Source organism: Sphingopyxis sp. (assembly GCF_050916055.1).
GTDB lineage: Bacteria > Pseudomonadota > Alphaproteobacteria > Sphingomonadales > Sphingomonadaceae > Sphingopyxis.
Genome location: NZ_CP051527.1, coordinates 771,867 through 789,338, shown reverse-complemented (window position 1 = coordinate 789,338; position 17,472 = coordinate 771,867). Strand labels below are relative to the sequence as shown.

The following is a 17,472-nucleotide window of genomic DNA, read 5'->3' as shown; positions in this document are numbered from 1 at the left end:
TGGGTGATGGCCGTGGCGCATAGGCCGCCGCCGTCACGCGCTCAAGCGCATCCTGAAAAATTCGAGGATTTCATTGCGCGCCTGGACCGTCGGCTGGCCCGCTTCGTCGATCAGGTGGATCGTCACCACGCTATGCGGGTTTTTCATCGGGCTGTCGGGGTTGGCGGCGCTGTCGGGCAGCACGCGACCGATGAAGCGGTCGCCGAGCGCATCTTCATACGCCGCAAAGCGCGCGGCCTTGCAATATTTGTCGCCCGCGAAGCGGTAGGCGAGGACGGTCAGGTCTTCGGCGTCCATCCGCGCCTTCACCGCCGCCAGTTCGTCGGGCGCGATATGCATGCCGGCGGGATTGTTGAGCGGCAGCGAGGGCTGCGCCAGCACCGGCGCGAGCACGGATGGCTCGAGCATCATCGACAGCGCGAAATTGCCGGTGAAGCACATGCCGATCGCGCCGACGCCCGGCCCGCCGCATTCCAGGTGCGCGAACGCCGCGAGCGCGCGCAGCCACTGCGTCGCGGGCGAGCTTTCGTTGGCTTGAAAGGCGCGGAACTGGCGGCTGATGCAGCCGCCGATCATCGTGAACAGCATCCGCGGCGCCCGCGGCACCGCGCCGTCCTTCCCGAAGATATGCGGCATATAGACGGTGAACCCGGCATCCGCGACCCAGCGCGCGAAGCGCGCGACATGCGGGCTGATCCCCGGCATCTCGGTCATCACGATCACCGCCGGGCCGCGGCCCATCGTATAGACGCGGTGCTTGCGGCCGAGCAGCGCGATATCGCGATGGTCGAAATCGTCGAGCGGGTCGTCCTGGTCGAGCGGGCGTGCGGTCATGATCTTCTCCCCAGGCGGAGAGGCTAGCGGCGATCCGGCGTAACGCAATCCTCCCTGTGGCGAAGCCATGGGGAGGTGGCAGCGCGAAGCGCTGACGGAGGGGCTTTGGCGCTGCCGTTGCCGCCCCTCCACCCCTCGCTTCGCGAGCGGTCCCCCTCCCCATGGCTGCGCCACAGGGAGGATCATACGCTTGCCCCAGCCCCTACGCATCCCTAAATCCTCCCCATGACCACCCCGCCGATCACCGAGTTGACCCTGCGCGCCCGCGACGTGTTCCGGCTGGTCGTCGACGCCTATCTGGAAACCGGCCAGCCGGTCGGGTCGCGCACCCTGTCGAAACTCGCGACGCTCAACCTGTCGCCGGCGTCGATCCGCAATGTGATGCAGGATCTGGAGGAGTTCGGGCTGCTGTCGAGCCCGCACACCAGCGCCGGGCGGATGCCGACCGAGCAGGGGCTGCGCCTGTTCGTCGACGGGATGATGCAGGTGGCGCAGCCCAGCGCCGAAGATCGCGCCCAGATCGAGGCTTCGCTCGCCGACGCCGGGCCGATCGAAAGCGCGCTGGCGCAGGCGACGTCGGCGCTGTCGGGGCTGTCGGCTTGCGCCGGGCTGGTCCTGGTCCCCAAGCATGAGCGGGTGCTGAAACAGGTCGCCTTCGTGCCGCTGTCGGCCAGCCAGTCGCTCGTCGTGCTCGTCGCCGCCGACGGTGCGGTCGAAAACCGCGTCATCGACTTGCCCCCGGGGCTGAACCCCTCGGCGCTGGTCGAGGCGGGCAATTATATCTCCGCCATGCTCGGCGGGCTGACGCTGACCGAGGCGATGGCACGGGTGCGCCGCGAGATCGAGGCCGAACGGATCGCGATCGACCGCGCCGCGCAGGACCTGGTCTCGCGCGGGCTGGCGCTGTGGTCGTCCGACGGCGCCGACCGCCCGGTAATGATCGTGCGCGGCCAGGCGAACCTGCTCGACGACAATGCGGTCGGCGACCTCGACCGGGTGCGGCAGTTGCTCGACGAACTCGAAACCAAGCAGGACATCGCGCAGCTGCTCGACAGCGCGCGCGAGGGCAGCGCGACGCGCATTTTCATCGGGTCGGAGAATAAGCTCTTCTCGCTGTCGGGATCCTCGGTTATCGCCGCGCCCTACCGGGGTTCGGACGGCCGCGTCGTCGGCGTCGTCGGGGTAATCGGCCCGACGCGCTTGAACTATGCCCGCATCGTTCCCATGGTGGATTTCACCGCCCAATCGCTCTCCAGACTGATACGATAGGTTTATGACGAACACTGACAATGACACGCCCGTCGACGACGCGCCGACCCCCGAAAACGCGGCCGCCGAGGCCGACGCGACCGAAGCGCCCGAGGGCGCGAACGACGAAGCCGCGCGGCTCGCCGAACAGGTCGCCGCGGTGCAGCAGGACCTGCTCTACGCCCGCGCCGAAACCCAGAACGTCCGCCGCCGCGCCGAAAAGGAAGTCGCCGACGCGCACGCCTATGCCGCGACCAAGTTCGCGCGCGATATTTTGTCGATCGCCGACAATCTCGGCCGCGCGCTCGCCGCGCTCAGCGACGAACAGCGCGCCGACGAGGCGATCAAGCCGCTGGTCACCGGACTGGAAGCGACCGAGCGCGAGCTGATGAGCGTGTTCGAACGCCACGGCATCACCCGCATCGCCTCGGTCGGCCTGCCGCTCGACCCCAACCAGCACCAGGCGATGCTCGAAATCCCCAGCGACAAGGACCCCGGCACGATCGTGCAGGAAATGCAGGCGGGCTATATGATGAAAGACCGGCTGCTGCGCCCCGCGATGGTCGCGGTGGCGAAAGCGGCGGAGTAGCCACATCCTCCCCTCCCTTTACGGGAGGGGATACAGGGGTGGGTGCCGCGGCGCGTCTGCGCCGCAAAAGAATTCGCGACTTAGAGGTTGGAGACAGAGTCTCTTGGCGCGCAAGCGCGCCAGCCCCCTCTCCCGCTGCGACTAGCCAGCAAGCTGGCAAGTCTCGCCGCCCTCTCCCGCAAGGGGAGAGGGGAAACCAATCACGCCGCTTTGCGCATCTTCAGCAGCTTCTTCAGCACCATCTCGCGCTTCAGCCGCGACAGATGGTCGATGAAGAGGATGCCCTCCAGATGGTCATGCTCGTGCTGGATGCATGTCGCCATCAGTCCGGTCATGCGCTCGCTGTGATGCTTGCCGTCCGCGTCCTGCCAGTCGACAGTGACCTCGGCGGGGCGCGTCACATCGGCATATTGTTCGGGGACCGACAGGCAGCCTTCCGAATAGACGCTATGCTCCTCGCTCTCGTCGGAAAAGACGGGGTTGATGAAAACGCGCGGCTCGCGGATCACCTTCTTGCCCTCTTCATCCTCGGGATCGGGTTCCTGCAGGTCGATCACCAGGATGCGCTTGGGCACCCCGATCTGGATCGCGGCCAGCCCGATGCCGGGGGCGTCGTACATCGTCTCGAACATATCGGCGACGAGCTGCTTCAGCTCGGCATCGAAGGTCTCGACGGGCTTGGAAATGACGCGCAGCCGGGGATCCGGCGTCTCTATGATGGGTAAAAGGGCCATGGGGTGCAGGTATGTTCGCGCAGGCGTTGGGTCAAGGGGGGCTAGCGTTTGCGCCGCCGCTTCGCTTTCAACGCGCTTTCACTGTCAGCATATTCAGTCGGCAGCTCAAATTTCCCGATTCGGTCGTAGTGGCGCGCATTCTTAGCCGACTGGGCTTTCATCATGCGCAGGCCCCGCCAGATCGAAAACATCGTCCAAACGATAGCCCACGTCAGTAGCGGCGCTAATCGCACGATCCGTTCGTGCGGCGTGTTCCCGCCGACGAAAGGAGCGATCATGGCAATTGGCACTATGGCCGGTACGAGCATGACACCCATCATCCGGCTAGCGGTATCGCCAATGCCGTGATCCACCCATTTGCGAATTTTGATATAAACTCGACGAAGCTCCGAGTTCAACCCACCGGCCTTCTCGCCCTAAGCGCCTGCGCCAACGTCCCCTCGTCCAGATAATCCAGCTCACCGCCAACCGGCAAGCCATGCGCCAGCTGCGTCAGCCGCACTGGATAACCCTCCAGCCGCTCGGCCAGATAATGCGCCGTCGTCTGCCCCTCCAGCGTCGCGTTCATCGCCAGCACGACCTCGTCGATGCCGCCCGCGGCGACGCGCGCGACCAGGGCGTCGATCGCCAGATCCTGCGGGCGGATGCCTTCCAGCGCCGACAATCGCCCACCCAGCACATGATATTTGCCGGGAAACAGCCGCGACTTGTCGAGCGCCCACAGGTCCGACACCTCTTCGACGACGCACAAGGACCGCGCATCGCGGCGCGGGTCGGCGCAGATCGCGCAGGGATCGTGGGTGTCGACATTGCCGCAGATCGTGCAGGTGACCAGCCGTTCGGACACCGTCGTCAGCGCCGCGAGCAGCGGCACGAACGCACTCTCGCGCTTCTTCATCAGATGTAGCACCGCGCGCCGCGCCGACCGCGGGCCGAGGCCGGGGAGCCGGGCGAGTTGCTGGACGAGGGCTTCGATTTCGGTGGAGGCCATGACGGGGTGGTAGTGGGTGTGCTTGGGATGCACAATATTCCCTGTGTTCCTGCGAAGGCAGGAACCCATCTCCGGTCGGCACAACCTGGCACGGTACGGTGATGGGCCCCTGCCTTCGCAGGGGCACGCTGCGCCAAGACTTGAATGTCGCGCCGCGCTCCGCCAAAGCCCGCACCCATGCGCATCGCCTTCATGGGAACGCCGCCCTTTGCGGTGCCGACGCTCGCCGCGCTCCACGCCGCGGGGCACGAGATTGCGGCGGTCTATAGCCAGCCCCCCCGCCCCGCCCAGCGCGGCAAGAAGGTGCAGCAGAGCGCGGTGCACGACTGGGCCGACGCGCACGGCCTGCCCGTGCGCACCCCCAAAAGCCTGAAGAGCGCCGAGGAACAGGCCGCCTTCGCCGCGCTGAACCTCGATATCGCGATCGTCGCGGCGTACGGCCTGATCCTGCCGCAAGCCATATTGGACGCCCCGCGCGCGGGCTGCCTCAACGTCCATGGCTCGATCCTGCCGCGCTGGCGCGGCGCGGCGCCGGTGCAGCGCGCGATCCTGGCCGGCGATGCTGAGACCGGGGTGACGATCATGCAGATGGACGCCGGGCTCGACACCGGCGCGATGCGGCTGATCGGACGCACCCCGACGGGCGGCAAGACCGCGGGCGACCTCACCGACGAACTCGCCGGCATAGGCGCGGCAATGATGGTGCAGGTCCTGAACAACCTCGCCGCCTTCGCGCCCGAGCCGCAGCCCGAGGACGGCGTCACCTACGCCGCCAAGATCGACAAGAGCGAGGCGCGGCTCGATTTCCTGGTCAGCGCGGTGCAGGTCGAACGGCAGGTGCGCGCGTTCAACCCGGTGCCGGGGGCGTTTTTCGAGCTGGAGAGCGAGCGGTACAAGATTTTGGCGGCCGAGGTTGTGCATCCGGGCGAGACGGTCGCCGGCGCCGCGCCGGGCGTCACGCTCGACGATGCGCTGACCATCGCGTGCAACCCCGGCGCGATCCGCGCGACGCGGATGCAGCGCGCGGGCAAGCCCGCGATGGACGCCGCCGAACTGCTGCGCGGGCGCGGGATTCCAGCGGGGACGCGGCTGGCATGAAGGAGCCTCCTATCCTCCGTCACCCCGGACTTGATCCGGGGTCCACTGCGGCGCTGAAGTCATGGACCCCGGATCAAGTCCGGGGTGACGAGCATGGGCGTATGGGGCCGCCATGACCCGCTTTGCCCTCACCATCGAATATGACGGTCGCCCCTATATGGGCTGGCAGCGGCAGGCGCATGGCCCCAGCGTGCAACAGGCGATCGAGGAGGCGATCCACCGTTTCACCGGCGAGGCGGTGCAGGTGTTCAGCGCCGGGCGCACCGACGCCGGGGTGCATGCCATCGCGATGCGCGCGCATGTCGACATCGCCAAGCCGCTGACCCCGTTCAAGCTGACCGAAGCGCTCAACGCGCAGCTCCGTCCGGCGCCGATCGCGGTGCTCGCGGCCGAGGTCGTCGCCGACGACTGGCACGCGCGCTTCGCCTGCACCGGCCGGGCGTATGAATATCGTATCGTCAACCGCCGCGCGCCGCTGACGTGGGACAAGGGGCTGTCGTGGCAGGTTGTGCGGCCTTTGGATGCGGGCGCGATGCACGCGGCGGCGCAGCATCTGGTGGGCTTGCACGATTTCACCACCTTCCGCTCGGCGCATTGCCAGTCGCAAAGCCCGGTCAAGACGCTCGATAAACTGACCGTCAGCCGCCACGGCGAGGAGATCATCGTCGAGGCCGCGGCGCGCAGTTTCCTCCACCACCAAGTGCGCTCGATGGTCGGCTGCTTGGCCATGGTCGGTTACGGAAAATGGTCGGCGCGCGACCTGAAGGCGGCGCTCGACGCGGCGGACCGGGGCGCGCTGGGGCTGAATGCGCCGCCGGATGGGCTGTATTTCGTCGGGGCGACCTATCCCTGACAATCACCACACTTCGTCGCCCCGGACTTGATCCGGGGTCCATGACGTCCACGCGGCGATGGATGCCGGATCAAGTCCGGCATGACGAAAGAAGAGCGCGCAACGAAAAAGGGCGGCCCTTTCGGACCGCCCTTTTTCGTTGTCGCTATGACCTCAACTCAGAGAGCTTTTTCGGCGTAATAGAGCGGCGCATGTTCGTTGAGGATCTGCAGGATCTTCGCCTGCGCCGTCTTTTCGTCGCTTTCTTCCATCGCACCCAGTTCACGCGCGAGGCGGCTCGATGCGGCTTCGAAGATCTGGCGTTCCGAATAGCTCTGCTCGGGCTGGTCATCGGCGCGGAACAGGTCGCGGGTCACTTCGGCGATCGACACCAGGTCGCCCGAATTGATCTTCGCTTCATATTCCTGGGCGCGGCGCGACCACATGGTGCGCTTGACCTTCGGCTTGGTGGTCAGCACCTGCAGCGCTTCCTTCAGCGTCTTGTCCGACGACAGCTTGCGCATCCCCACGCCTTCGGCCTTGTTCGTCGGCACGCGAAGCGTCATTTTTTCCTTTTCGAAGCGCAGGACATAAAGTTCGAGCTGCATCCCGGCGATTTCCGATTTCTGCAACTCGATGACGCGCCCCACGCCATGTTTGGGATAAACGACATAATCACCGACTTCGAACAAGAGCGTGTTCACGGACATGCAAATTCCTTTTTCTGTGCCTTGACGCTGTTCTGAAAGTGCGACAACACCGGCGCATCCCGCCCTCGATGCGAGGGGGATCAGCATTCGGTCGGCGCTAGCCAGTCAGAGTGACAAGGGATATGGCTCCATCGGAACACCGAAAAGCGCCCCAGCCCGGCGACGGGAAGAGGCAGAGTGTCGGTGCGTTGTTATTTATTATAACAGATTCGCAACAAAATTGCCACCCCTGCACGGAAATGCGCGGGCGCGCGCCTTGACGGCGCTTCGGGGTCGTTTCAGGCTGGGACAATGTTGATGATGGGAGCATGCGATGCAGGATCAGGTCTGGTGGGTTACGGGGGCATCGTCGGGGATCGGCGCGGCGCTGGCGCGAGACCTTTCAGCCCGCGGCGCCCGTCTGATCCTGTCGGGCCGCAATGTCGCGGCGCTCGAAACAGTGGCGAAGGATTGCGGCCCCGGCACGATGATTCTGCCCTTCGAGGCGACCGATTATGCCGTGCTGCCGACGATGGTCGAGGAGGCGTGGAATTGGTGCGGGCGCATCGACGGGCTGGTCAACAACGCCGGCATCTCGCAGCGCAGCCTGGCGGTCGAGACCGACTTTTCGGTCTATGAAAAGATCGTCGCGGTCGACCTGCTCGCCCCGATCGCGCTGACCCAGCACCTGCTGCCGCGGATGATCGCCGCCGGCGGCGGGCAGATCGTCGCGATCTCCAGCGTCGCGGGCATCGCCGGGGTTCCCTTGCGCAGCGCCTATTGCGCCGCGAAGCACGGGCTGATCGGTTACCATGACAGCGTGCGCGCCGAGAATGAGCATCTCGGGCTCAAGGTCCTCGTCGTCGCCCCCGGATCGATCGCGACCAATGTCAGCCGCAACGCGCTCAACGCCGACGGCAGCGTCCGCGGGGAGAGCGACAAGACGATCGACAACGGCCTGTCGCCCGGCTTTGCCGCGACGCAGATCCTCGACGCGGTGGCGGCAGGGACGCGCGAACTGGTGGTCGCCGAGGGCGCCGAAGCCGCGATCGCAGCGCTGCGCCGCAGCGACCCCGACGCCTTGTTCGACCGGATGAGCGGGATGGTGCAGGCGGGCTACGCCGCGCAGATGAAGGCGGGCCGCGCGGATTAGGTCCGCGCGGCCCGCATCATCGCTTACGCGCCGAAGTTGAAGTTCGCGATCAGCGGATCGGGCGCCGGCTTCTTCGCAAAATCGCCATCCGAGGGCACATAGGCGGGGTTGAAGCGTTCGAGCCAGTTCGACGCGCCGCCCAGCCATTCCACCCGCTCTTCCTTGGTGAAATAAATGCCATAGTGGCCGTTCCTCGGCTGCTCGATATATTCGAAGTCGGTGCCCTTCTGCTTGCCGCTGCCGCGCAGGCGCGACACCAGGGTGCGCGCCTGGGCGATCGGCACGCGCGGGTCGCGCACGCCGTGGACGACCAGGATCGGCGCCCATTTGCCGTCGGTGTTGCGCGCCGGCGACACGTCGGTCAGCGAGGTCGCCCCCTTGGCCAGATAATTGGCGCCGAACGAACCGAGATAGCCTTTGTCGTAATCGCGCATCATCGGCAGGTCATACACCCCGGCGCCGGCGATCGTGCAGCGCCAGCGCGCGGCATCGCGCTGCGCGGCGCGGGCGGCGGCATAGCCGCCATAGGACCAGCCCATCACGCACGCGCGCTTGGCATCGACGACGCCCTGCGCGGCGAGATGATCGACGACATCGTTGAGGTCGTCCTGCATCCGGGTGCCGAAGCCGTCCGACCGCCCCGCCTTGACGAAGGCGTTGCCGTAACCGCCCGAGCCGCGATAATTGGGCTGGACCACGACATAACCCTGTTCGGCGATCGTCTGTGCCCACTGGTCGTAGGCGGCATAGTCGCGAACCCCGTAAGGGCCGCCATGCGCCAGCACGACGACCGGCAGATTTTTCTGCCCGGCGCGCAGCCGCGGGGTGGTCAGCACCGCCTCGATCTCGAGCCCATCGCTCGCCTTGTAACGGATCGTTTTGACCGGGTTGAGCTTGCCGTCGCCCAGCGTCTCGCTGGCGTGGCCGATCAGCGCGAACTTGCCGCTTTCGACGTCGTAGAGATAATAGCTGCCGATCTGCTCGGGGCTGGCCATCGACACCACCAGCTTCTTGTCGCCATCGTCGCTGCTGACGATCACCGCATTGCCCTCGCCGAAATCCTCGGCGAGGAACTTCTGGATCGTCGCCAGCCGCTCGTCGGTGAATTTGCGGCGCATGCGGTCGGTCGCATAGGCATAGCCGACGATGCCGTCGCGATCCTCGTTCGGGATCGCGGTGGCGACGTCGTAACCAGGCATCGAGAACAGCTTTTCGCCGATCGTCATCGTCGCCAGATTCGCCTTGTAGATCGCGCGATAGCCTTCGTGATTGCTCGACACGATCGCCATGTCGGGTTCGTCGAGGAACACGATCGGCTGGATGCCCGTCCCGGTGAAATCCTTGTCGATGACCTTCTGCACGGTGCGGAAATTCTCGCCCGGACCCGAGCGGTAGAGATAGCGCGCCTCGCCGGTGTCGCGGTCGGAGCCGAAGCCCATACGCACGACGCCCTTGCCGTCGGCCGCCCAGCCGCCGACAACCGGGTTGGTGCGCTGGACGGTCTCCAGCACCTTGCCGGTCGCGACGTCGACCCAGTCGACCTGATAGCTGAACATCTTTTCGGTATCGCCGTCGTCGATCTGGCGGGCGAGCAGGATGCGCTTCTTATCCTTGTCGATGTGCAGGATATTCGACGCGTCGGCGGTCGCCTGATCCCACGCCAGCGGGTGGGTCTCGCCGGTTTGCGTGTCATAGGCGGCCAGTCGGCCGATATCGACACGCTGGCCGAACTGCGCGATGAATTCGCGCGAGGCCAATTCCAGGATCAGATAGCGGTCGTCGACCCAGCGATAGCTGGTCACGTCGCGCTGGCCGGCCTCTTTGAACGTCGACGCGCGCGCAAAGATCTGCGGGCTTGAACCCGGTTTGGTCAGGTCGAGGATGGCGTAGCCGAACTCGTTTCCGGCGCCCAGCGTCATCGCGATCTTGGTGCCGCCGGGCGACATCTGCAGGTCGCTCATCAGCGGCAGCGCGGCGAGCGTGTCGAGCTTGACCTTCTCGGCCACCGGCTTGCCCGGCGTCGCCTGGGCCTGCGCCTGCGCCGGCAGCAGCATCGCCGACGCCATCAACGCGGCCGCGAACATCGTCTTCCCCATCATATTCTCCATATTCCGCCGCGCATCGCTGCGCCGCAACCCTCTGGCATTCGGGCGGATTGCCCGTGCCTTCCCTGTCCGCCAGCCTATGAAAGCTGCGACGGGTTGGCAACAAAGTAAGTTAAAGCGAAACAGAAAGGCCCCGCCGGATTGCTCCGACGGGGCCTTTGTTCGTTCGCAGGCGGCTGTCGCCCGCCGATGGTGCGGCTTACGCCGCGAGTGCCGCGAGGAGCAGGATCGCCACGATGTTGGTGATCTTGATCATCGGGTTGACCGCCGGACCCGCGGTATCCTTGTACGGATCGCCGACGGTGTCGCCGGTCACCGCGGCCTTATGGGCCTCGCTGCCCTTGCCGCCGTGGTTGCCGTCTTCGATATACTTCTTCGCATTGTCCCATGCGCCGCCGCCCGAGGTCATCGAGATGGCGACGAACAGTCCGCCGACGATGACGCCGAGCAGGAGGGCGCCGAGCGCTTCGAGCGCCGCGACCTGCCCCGCCACCGACAGGATGACGAAGTAGACGACGATCGGTGCCAGCACCGGCAACAGCGACGGGATGATCATTTCCTTGATCGCCGCCTTGGTCACCAGATCGACCGTGCGCGCATAATCGGGCTTCGACTCATAGGTCATGATGCCGGGATTGTTCTTGAACTGGTCGCGAACATCCTTGACCACCTCGCCCGCCGCGCGGCCGACCGCGGTCATGCCCATCGCGCCGAACAGATACGGCAGCAATGCGCCGAGCAGCAGCCCGACGATGACATAAGGCGACGACAGCGAGAAGGTCAGCGGCTCGGTCAGCCCCAGCTTCGCCGAATATTCGGTGATATCGGCGGTGTAGGTGCCGAACAGCACCAGCGCCGCCAGACCCGCCGAACCGATCGCATAGCCCTTGGTCACCGCCTTGGTCGTGTTGCCTACGGCGTCGAGCAGGTCGGTCTTTTCACGCACCGAATCATCGAGCCCCGCCATTTCGGCGATGCCACCGGCGTTGTCGGTGACCGGACCATAGGCGTCGAGCGCAACGACCATGCCGGCCAGCGCCAGCATCGCGGTCGCCGCAAAGGCGATGCCGATGATACCCGCGAGCAGATAGGCGATGATGATGCCGGCACAGATCACCAGCGTCGGCAGCGCGGTCGATTCCAGGCTGATCGCCAGCCCCTGGATGACGTTGGTGCCGTGGCCGGTTTCCGATGCTTTCGCGATCGAGCGCACCGGGCGATAGTTGGTCCCGGTGTAATATTCGGTGATCCAGATGATCAGCCCGGTGATGACCAGGCCGAGCAGCGAGCAATAGAACAGGTCCATGCCGTTGAAGGTCGTGCCGACCACATCGGTGGTCATGTCGCCCCGCAGGATATAGCTGGTCGAGAACCAGATCGCCGGGATCGACAGCACCGCGGTGACGAGGAAGCCCTTGTACATCGCGCCCATGACGTTGGTGCCGCTGCCGAGACGGACGAAATAGGTGCCGATGATCGAGGTGATGATGCAGACGCCGCCCATCAGCAGCGGCAGGCTCATCAGCGGCACGAGCATGTCGCCCGCACCCTTCAGCAGCAGCGCCATCAGCACCATGGTGGCGCCGACGGTGACGACATAGGTTTCGAACAGGTCGGCGGCCATGCCGGCGCAATCGCCGACGTTATCACCGACGTTATCGGCGATCACCGCGGGATTGCGTGGGTCGTCTTCGGGGATGCCGGCCTCGACCTTGCCGACGAGGTCGGCGCCGACGTCGGCGGCCTTGGTAAAGATACCGCCGCCGAGACGCGCGAAGATCGAGATCAGCGAAGCACCGAAGGCGAGCGCGACGAGCGCGTCGACGACGGTGCGATCCTCACCGCCGACGGTGAACCCGCCGGGGCCGATCAGATACCAGAAAAAGACCGAGATCGCGAGCAAGGCGAGCCCCGCCACCAGCATGCCGGTGATCGCGCCGGCGCGGAACGCCATGGTCAGGCCGGCCTGGAGGCCGGTCTGCGCCGCAGCCGCGGTGCGGACGTTCGCCTTCACCGAGATGTTCATGCCGACGAAACCGGCAACGCCCGACAGGACGGCGCCGATAACGAAGCCCGTCGCCGAAATCGGGCCGAGGAACAGGCCGACGAGGATGGCGACGACGACGCCGACGATGGCGATGGTGCGATATTGGCGGCCCAGATAGGCCTTGGCGCCTTCCTGGATCGCCGCGGCAATTTCCTGCATCTTTTCATTACCCGCCGAGGCGCTGAGCACCTGACGCGAGGTAATGAAGCCATAGAGCACGGCGATAAGGCCGCACGCTATCGCGATCATAACCGGATCAATCATGAATTTCCTTCCCCTAGAACGGGGCGGAGCCAGGTGAACAATCGAGCACGTCCGACTTACGATTGCCGGTTCGCCCTCTCCCCTGATGCGACCGCCCCTGAATTTGGACGCCGCGTTATGGGAAGAAAGAATGCCAAGGGCAACCCCGGTTTTTCGGCACTTTTATAACGGTTTTGCGTCAATGCTTGAAACCGAGACGCGCGGGCAGCGCGATGCGCTGGGCGCGGTGCGTCAACACCAGCCCCTCGCCCACCCCGGCATGGCCGATCGGCGTCGCGGCGATGTTCAGCGCCGCGGCGATTTCGCGGATCGCCGCCGCCGCACCGGGATCGGCGGCAAACAGCAACTGATAATCGTCGCCCGCGCTCGCCGCCGCGAGGCGCGTATCGACGACATCGGGGCGCACCGCGAGCAAGGCCGCCGCCAGCGGCACCGCCTCCAGCATCAGCACGAACTCGCACCCGCTCACGTCGGCCATCCGCTGCGCGTCGATCAGCAGCCCGTCCGACACATCCATCATCGCGTGGACGTGGGGCGTAACCGCCTGTCCAAAGGTGAGTTGCGGCTGCGGGCGGCGGTAGGCGGCGAGGCAGGTTTCGTTCGGATCGACCTGCCCCAGCCGCATGGCGAGTCCCAGCCCGGCGCTACCGATCGATCCGGTGACCCACAGCTGGTCGCCCGGTCTGGCGCCGCCACGCGACGGCGCTCCGCCCGGCGGCGCGCGGCCGATCGCGGTCAGTCCAAAGCTGCGCGGCGCCCCCGCCGGCACGCGCACCGTATCGCCGCCGAGCAGGATGACGCCGAAGCGGCGGAGTGCGAGGTCGAGCCCCTCGACAAATGCGGCGTCCCATTGATCATCGCCCAGACTGTAGCCGACAAGCACCCCGACCGGCGCCGCGCCCTTGGCCGCAAGGTCGGACAGATTCACCGCGACCAGTTTCCACGCGACGTCCTGCGGGGTGTCGTCGGGCAGGAAGTGAATGCCCTCGACGATCATGTCATGCGTGAGAACCAACCCTTCCCACTCGGCAGCATCGTCCATCAGCCCGCGCGCGGCGGGATCGGTCGCGATGGCGCGCAGGCGGGCGATGAAATCGGTTTCGGACATGGCAGCGAGCTTAGGTGATACCGATGCGGTATAAAAGATACCGTTCGATCCTCCCTGTCGCGCAGCGATGGGGAGGTGGCAGCCCGAAGGGCTGACGGAGGGGCTTTGGCGCTACCGTCGCGGCCCCTCCACCCCTTGCTTCGCAAGCGGTCCCCCTCCCCATGGCTTCGCCACAGGGAGGATCAAGCTATTTCGCCCGCACATCCTTGCCGATCGCATCGAGCAGCCCGTTGGCAAACCCCGCCTCGCGGCCGTCGAAAAACGCTTTCGCGACATCGACATATTCGCTGACCACCGCGCCGACCGGCACGTCGCCGCGCGCGATCAGTTCATAGGCGCCGGCGCGCAAAATGGCCTTCATCGTGCGGTCGAGCCGCTCGAGCGACCAGCCGCTGGCCAGCCGCGCGACGATCGCCGCGTCGATCTCGTCGGCCCGCGCCAGCGTGCCCTTCACGATGTCGTCGAAAAATTCGGTGTCGGCGCCGGCATATTCGGCGTCTTCGATCGTCGCCCCGATGCGGTGCTGGTGAAATTCGTGGATCAGCTTGGCGACCGGGGTCGCCTCCATCTCGTGCTGATAGAGCGCCTGGACGGCGGCGAGACGGGCGGCGGAGCGGGACTGGGAGCGTTTGTTCATGGTTCTTTTCTTAGCTGAGACGCTGGCTGACCGATAGCGCATGCGCGGGCAGCCCTTCGGCGCCAGCGAGCGCGACTGCGGCGGGACCGATCGCGGCCAGGCTCGCATCGTCGAGCGCGAGGAAGCTGGTGCGCTTCATGAAGTCGCCGACCGACAAGCCGCTGGAAAATCGCGCGCGGCGGCCGGTGGGCAACACATGGTTGGGACCGGCGACATAATCGCCGATCGCCTCGGGAGTCTGGCGTCCGAGAAAGACCGAACCGGCATGGCGCACCTTGGCGAACAGCGCGTCGGCCTCGGCGGCATCGACCGCGAGTTCGAGATGTTCGGGGGCTAGCCGGTCGCAAAGCGGGATCGCGTCGGCGAGGCTCGGGACGACGATGATCGCGCCGTTGGCATCCCAGCTTTGGCGCATCGTCGCCGCGGTGCTCAGCGTTGGGATAATCGCATCGACCGCCGCGGCGACGGCATCGGCAAAGGCCGCGTCGTCGGTGAACAGGATCGACTGGCTGGTCGGGTCATGCTCGGACTGGCTGAGCAGGTCGGCGGCGATGACGCACGGGTCGTTCCGCGCATCGGCAACGACGACGATCTCGCTCGGCCCCGCGACCATGTCGATGCCGACGACGCCATAGACTTGGCGCTTCGCCTCGGCGACCCACGCGTTGCCGGGGCCGGTGACGACATCGACCGGCGCGATCTTGTCGGTGCCATAAGCGAGCGCAGCCACCGCCTGCGCCCCGCCGATGCGCCAGATTTCATCGACCCCGCCGATATGCGCGGCCGCCATCACTGCGGGGTTGGTTTCACCACCCGGCGTCGGGGTCATCATCACGATGCGTCCGACCCCCGCGACCTTGGCCGGCAGGATGTTCATCAGCACCGACGAGGGGTAAGCGGCGCGGCCGCCGGGGACATAGACCCCCGCCGCATCGACCGCGTTCCAGCGCGCGCCGAGCCGCGCACCCGTCGCATCGCGATAGTCGCGGTCCTCGGGCAACTGCGCGGCATGATAGGCACGGATGCGGTCGGCCGCGAGATTGAGCGCGTCGCGCAGGTCCGGCGCCAGCGCTTCATAAGCGGCGGCACATTCGTCCTTCGAAATGCTCCAACCGCTCGCGTCGAGGTCGAAGCGGTCGAACTTCGCGGTATAGTCGGCGAGCGCCGCGTCGCCCTCGGCCTTCACCCGCCCGATGATCGCCGCGACATCGCTTGACACATCGGAATCGCTCTCGCGCCGATCGTTGACCAGCGCGTCGAATTCGGCCGCGAAGCCAGGTGCGGAAGCGTCAAGCCGCCGCATCGCCCACCGCCTGCCGGAATCGCTCGACCAGCGCCGGAACTTCGGCCGAGCGCAGCTTGAACGCGGCGCGATTGACGATCAGCCGCGCCGACACGTCGCTGATGATTGTCTGTTCGGCGAGCGCATTTTCGACCAGCGTCCGCCCGGTCGAGACCAGATCGACGATGTGCGACGCCAGCCCCAGCTGCGGCGCAATCTCCATCGCGCCATTGAGCTTGATGCACTCGGCCTGGATGCCCTGCGCCGCGAACCAGCGCCGCGTCGTCGCGGGATATTTGGTCGCGACGCGAATGTGGCTTTCACCCATCCCCGGCGGCGGCGCATCGGCGGGGCCGGCAAGCGACAGGCGGCAATGGCCTATGCTGAGGTCCACCGGGGCGTAGAGCTCGCTGTAGTCAAACTCGTCGATGACGTCTGAACCGACAATGCCCATCTGCGCCGCACCATGCGCGACAAAGGTCGCGACATCGAACGCACGCACCCGGATCAGCGAAATGTGCGGCTGGTTGGTCGCGAACACCAGCGCGCGGCTGCTCTTGTCGAAGAAATCGGCCGCGGGCTCGATCCCGACGCGCGCGAGCAGCGGCAGCGCCTCGTCGAGGATGCGTCCCTTGGGGATGGCAAAGATGATCGGTTCGGGCATAAGCGTCGCGCACATAGGCGGCGACGGGAAAAAGGGCAATGAGCGAGCGCTACGACTTCGTCGACATGGCTGAGACCGGACCCGCGGCGGTCCGCACCGCTTTCGCCAATCAGACCGTCTATTGCCGCGCCAACGACGCGCCGGTCACGGCGCGCATCGTCGCCGCGCTCGGCGCCTTGCTGGGCCACCCCGCCAGCGAATTCGCCCGCCGCATCGCCGGCTGGCAAGGCGCCCCGCTCGCCGACGCGCTGCCGCTGCGCGCCGCGGGCGGCATCCACGCGCTGCATCTGGCGGGCACCGCGCACGAACTGGCGCCGATTTACGCCGATGCCGAGGATATCAACGACGCCGCGATCATCGCCGGGGTGGTGGCGCGGCACGAGGCGGCGCTGCTGCCCTGGCTCGATGGCCCGCCGCAGACCAACGAGGCGGGGCGCTCGTCGAACTTCATCGCCGCGATGCTGTGGCTCGCCGACAAGGGCTTACCGCCGCGCTTCGACTGCCTCGAAATCGGGTCTAGCGCCGGGATCAACCTGATGCTGGATCGCTATCATTACGACCTTGGCGGGGTGCAGGTCGGACCGCAGTCCGGCGCGATGGGCTTTACGCCCGAATGGCGCGGCAACCATCCACCGCAGCACCGCATCGCAATCGCCGCCCTCAAGGGCTGCGACGTCGCCCCCGTCGACCTCACCGACCCGGCGCAGGCGCTACGCCTGAAAGCCTATGTCTGGCCCGAACATGCAATCCGCTTCGCGCGCATGGAAGCGGCGATCGCCGCGTCGCGCGAACAGAAGCCCGACCTGATCCAAGCCAACGCCGCCGATTTCGTCGAGGCCGAGCTGGCCAAACCGCAAGCCGAAGGCACGACGCGGGTGCTGATGCACTCGATCGTCTGGCAATATGTCCCCGCCGACCAGCAGGCGCGCGTCACCGCGGCGATGGAAGCCGGCGGCGCGCGGGCGACCGCCGATCGTCCGCTGGCGTGGATCGCGCTCGAGGCCAATCGGACGGTGCATCATCACGAACTGGTGGTGCGCCACTGGCCCGGCGGCGACGCGCCGCACATGCTGGGCCGTGCCCACGCCCATGGCGCATGGATCGAGTGGATGGGGTAGCGCGGGGCGCCCCTCCCCCGCAGGGGAAGGATCGCCCCACCTTCCGTTTACGTAAAGCAGTTGCGCCCACCCCCGCGAC

17 protein-coding genes are annotated in these 17,472 nt (G+C 66.4%); 6 read left to right on the top strand and 11 right to left on the bottom strand.

The annotated features are described in order from the left end of the window. Positions 1 to 33: 33 nt before the first annotated feature. Positions 34 to 834 (bottom strand): dienelactone hydrolase family protein, encoded by an 801-nt coding sequence (locus HEQ22_RS03910; RefSeq protein ID WP_432769893.1) that lies wholly within the window; start codon positions 832 to 834, stop codon positions 34 to 36. Positions 835 to 1,059: 225 nt separating this feature from the next. Between HEQ22_RS03910 and hrcA the strand changes: the two genes are divergently transcribed. Together hrcA and grpE are read left to right on the top strand one after the other, a co-directional pair. Beyond that, positions 1,060 to 2,103 (top strand): heat-inducible transcriptional repressor HrcA, encoded by a 1,044-nt coding sequence (hrcA, locus tag HEQ22_RS03905; protein WP_432769892.1) that lies wholly within the window; start codon positions 1,060 to 1,062, stop codon positions 2,101 to 2,103. Positions 2,104 to 2,107: 4 nt separating this feature from the next. Then, positions 2,108 to 2,671: a nucleotide exchange factor GrpE gene (grpE, locus tag HEQ22_RS03900; RefSeq protein WP_432769891.1), complete on the top strand. Its 564-nt coding sequence runs from the start codon at positions 2,108 to 2,110 to the stop codon at positions 2,669 to 2,671. A gap of 200 nt (positions 2,672 to 2,871) precedes the next feature. Here the strand turns inward: grpE and def are convergent, their stop codons facing one another. From def to recR, 3 genes are read right to left on the bottom strand one after another with little or no spacing between them, the layout of a single operon-like run. Further along, the gene (gene def / locus HEQ22_RS03895; RefSeq protein WP_432769890.1) at positions 2,872 to 3,405 is read right to left on the bottom strand and encodes a peptide deformylase; all 534 of its coding nucleotides are present in this window, start codon (positions 3,403 to 3,405) and stop codon (positions 2,872 to 2,874) included. 41 nt (positions 3,406 to 3,446) lie between these two features. After that, positions 3,447 to 3,803: a hypothetical protein gene (locus tag HEQ22_RS03890; protein WP_432769889.1), complete on the bottom strand. Its 357-nt coding sequence runs from the start codon at positions 3,801 to 3,803 to the stop codon at positions 3,447 to 3,449. Beyond that, entirely contained in the window at positions 3,800 to 4,396 is a 597-nt protein-coding gene (gene recR / locus HEQ22_RS03885; RefSeq protein ID WP_432769888.1) for a recombination mediator RecR, read from the bottom strand. The genes HEQ22_RS03890 and recR overlap by 4 nt, the downstream gene beginning before the upstream one ends. Before the next feature lie 177 nt (positions 4,397 to 4,573). Here recR and fmt point away from each other — a divergent pair, with 177 nt between their 5' ends. Both fmt and truA read left to right on the top strand, forming a co-directional pair. After that, on the top strand, positions 4,574 to 5,494 hold the full coding sequence (gene fmt, locus HEQ22_RS03880; protein WP_432769887.1) for a methionyl-tRNA formyltransferase: 921 nt from the start codon (positions 4,574 to 4,576) through the stop codon (positions 5,492 to 5,494). A 112-nt stretch (positions 5,495 to 5,606) separates the two neighbouring features. Next, positions 5,607 to 6,347, top strand: a complete 741-nt coding sequence (gene truA, locus HEQ22_RS03875) for a tRNA pseudouridine(38-40) synthase TruA (RefSeq protein ID WP_432769886.1) — start codon at positions 5,607 to 5,609, stop codon at positions 6,345 to 6,347. Between the two features lie 158 nt (positions 6,348 to 6,505). On the opposite strand, the gene HEQ22_RS03870 is transcribed toward truA, so the two are convergent. Then, the gene (locus tag HEQ22_RS03870) at positions 6,506 to 7,036 is read right to left on the bottom strand and encodes a CarD family transcriptional regulator (RefSeq protein WP_432769885.1); all 531 of its coding nucleotides are present in this window, start codon (positions 7,034 to 7,036) and stop codon (positions 6,506 to 6,508) included. A 313-nt stretch (positions 7,037 to 7,349) separates the two neighbouring features. Between HEQ22_RS03870 and HEQ22_RS03865 the strand changes: the two genes are divergently transcribed. Next, a complete protein-coding gene (locus HEQ22_RS03865; RefSeq protein ID WP_432769884.1) occupies positions 7,350 to 8,168 on the top strand; it encodes an SDR family NAD(P)-dependent oxidoreductase in 819 nt (272 codons plus the stop codon). 23 nt (positions 8,169 to 8,191) lie between these two features. On the opposite strand, the gene HEQ22_RS03860 is transcribed toward HEQ22_RS03865, so the two are convergent. From HEQ22_RS03860 to hisG, 6 genes are all read right to left on the bottom strand, one after another. Then, a complete protein-coding gene (locus HEQ22_RS03860) occupies positions 8,192 to 10,267 on the bottom strand; it encodes an alpha/beta hydrolase family protein (protein WP_432769883.1) in 2,076 nt (691 codons plus the stop codon). Between the two features lie 205 nt (positions 10,268 to 10,472). Further along, on the bottom strand, positions 10,473 to 12,584 hold the full coding sequence (locus HEQ22_RS03855; RefSeq protein WP_432769882.1) for a sodium-translocating pyrophosphatase: 2,112 nt from the start codon (positions 12,582 to 12,584) through the stop codon (positions 10,473 to 10,475). A gap of 178 nt (positions 12,585 to 12,762) precedes the next feature. Continuing rightward, complete coding sequence (gene thiL, locus HEQ22_RS03850) at positions 12,763 to 13,692, bottom strand: thiamine-phosphate kinase (RefSeq protein ID WP_432769881.1); 930 nt, start codon at positions 13,690 to 13,692, stop codon at positions 12,763 to 12,765. Positions 13,693 to 13,879: 187 nt separating this feature from the next. Next, positions 13,880 to 14,329 carry a transcription antitermination factor NusB gene (gene nusB / locus HEQ22_RS03845; protein WP_432769880.1) on the bottom strand — a complete coding sequence of 150 codons (450 nt, stop codon included), beginning with the start codon at positions 14,327 to 14,329 and terminating at the stop codon, positions 13,880 to 13,882. Positions 14,330 to 14,339: 10 nt separating this feature from the next. Further along, entirely contained in the window at positions 14,340 to 15,632 is a 1,293-nt protein-coding gene (gene hisD, locus HEQ22_RS03840) for a histidinol dehydrogenase (RefSeq protein WP_432769879.1), read from the bottom strand. Next, entirely contained in the window at positions 15,619 to 16,275 is a 657-nt protein-coding gene (gene hisG / locus HEQ22_RS03835) for an ATP phosphoribosyltransferase (RefSeq protein WP_432769878.1), read from the bottom strand. The genes hisD and hisG overlap by 14 nt, the downstream gene beginning before the upstream one ends. Before the next feature lie 38 nt (positions 16,276 to 16,313). Here hisG and HEQ22_RS03830 point away from each other — a divergent pair, with 38 nt between their 5' ends. Further along, positions 16,314 to 17,393: a DUF2332 domain-containing protein gene (locus HEQ22_RS03830; RefSeq protein ID WP_432769877.1), complete on the top strand. Its 1,080-nt coding sequence runs from the start codon at positions 16,314 to 16,316 to the stop codon at positions 17,391 to 17,393. Positions 17,394 to 17,472: the final 79 nt, after the last annotated feature.

Excerpts from the sequence above, each read along its gene's own strand:
- recR (WP_432769888.1), bottom strand. The coding sequence starts at position 4,396 with ATGGCCTCCACCGAAATCGAAGCCCTCGTCCAGCAACTCGCCCGGCTC.
- hisD (WP_432769879.1), bottom strand. The coding sequence starts at position 15,632 with ATGCGGCGGCTTGACGCTTCCGCACCTGGCTTCGCGGCCGAATTCGAC.
- def (WP_432769890.1), bottom strand. The coding sequence starts at position 3,405 with ATGGCCCTTTTACCCATCATAGAGACGCCGGATCCCCGGCTGCGCGTC.
- HEQ22_RS03855 (WP_432769882.1), bottom strand. The coding sequence starts at position 12,584 with ATGATTGATCCGGTTATGATCGCGATAGCGTGCGGCCTTATCGCCGTG.
- grpE (WP_432769891.1), top strand. The coding sequence starts at position 2,108 with ATGACGAACACTGACAATGACACGCCCGTCGACGACGCGCCGACCCCC.
- hrcA (WP_432769892.1), top strand. The coding sequence starts at position 1,060 with ATGACCACCCCGCCGATCACCGAGTTGACCCTGCGCGCCCGCGACGTG.
- HEQ22_RS03865 (WP_432769884.1), top strand. The coding sequence starts at position 7,350 with ATGCAGGATCAGGTCTGGTGGGTTACGGGGGCATCGTCGGGGATCGGC.
- HEQ22_RS03860 (WP_432769883.1), bottom strand. The coding sequence starts at position 10,267 with ATGATGGGGAAGACGATGTTCGCGGCCGCGTTGATGGCGTCGGCGATG.
- hisG (WP_432769878.1), bottom strand. The coding sequence starts at position 16,275 with ATGCCCGAACCGATCATCTTTGCCATCCCCAAGGGACGCATCCTCGAC.
- truA (WP_432769886.1), top strand. The coding sequence starts at position 5,607 with ATGACCCGCTTTGCCCTCACCATCGAATATGACGGTCGCCCCTATATG.
- HEQ22_RS03910 (WP_432769893.1), bottom strand. The coding sequence starts at position 834 with ATGACCGCACGCCCGCTCGACCAGGACGACCCGCTCGACGATTTCGAC.
- HEQ22_RS03870 (WP_432769885.1), bottom strand. The coding sequence starts at position 7,036 with ATGTCCGTGAACACGCTCTTGTTCGAAGTCGGTGATTATGTCGTTTAT.
- fmt (WP_432769887.1), top strand. The coding sequence starts at position 4,574 with ATGCGCATCGCCTTCATGGGAACGCCGCCCTTTGCGGTGCCGACGCTC.
- nusB (WP_432769880.1), bottom strand. The coding sequence starts at position 14,329 with ATGAACAAACGCTCCCAGTCCCGCTCCGCCGCCCGTCTCGCCGCCGTC.
- thiL (WP_432769881.1), bottom strand. The coding sequence starts at position 13,692 with ATGTCCGAAACCGATTTCATCGCCCGCCTGCGCGCCATCGCGACCGAT.
- HEQ22_RS03830 (WP_432769877.1), top strand. The coding sequence starts at position 16,314 with ATGAGCGAGCGCTACGACTTCGTCGACATGGCTGAGACCGGACCCGCG.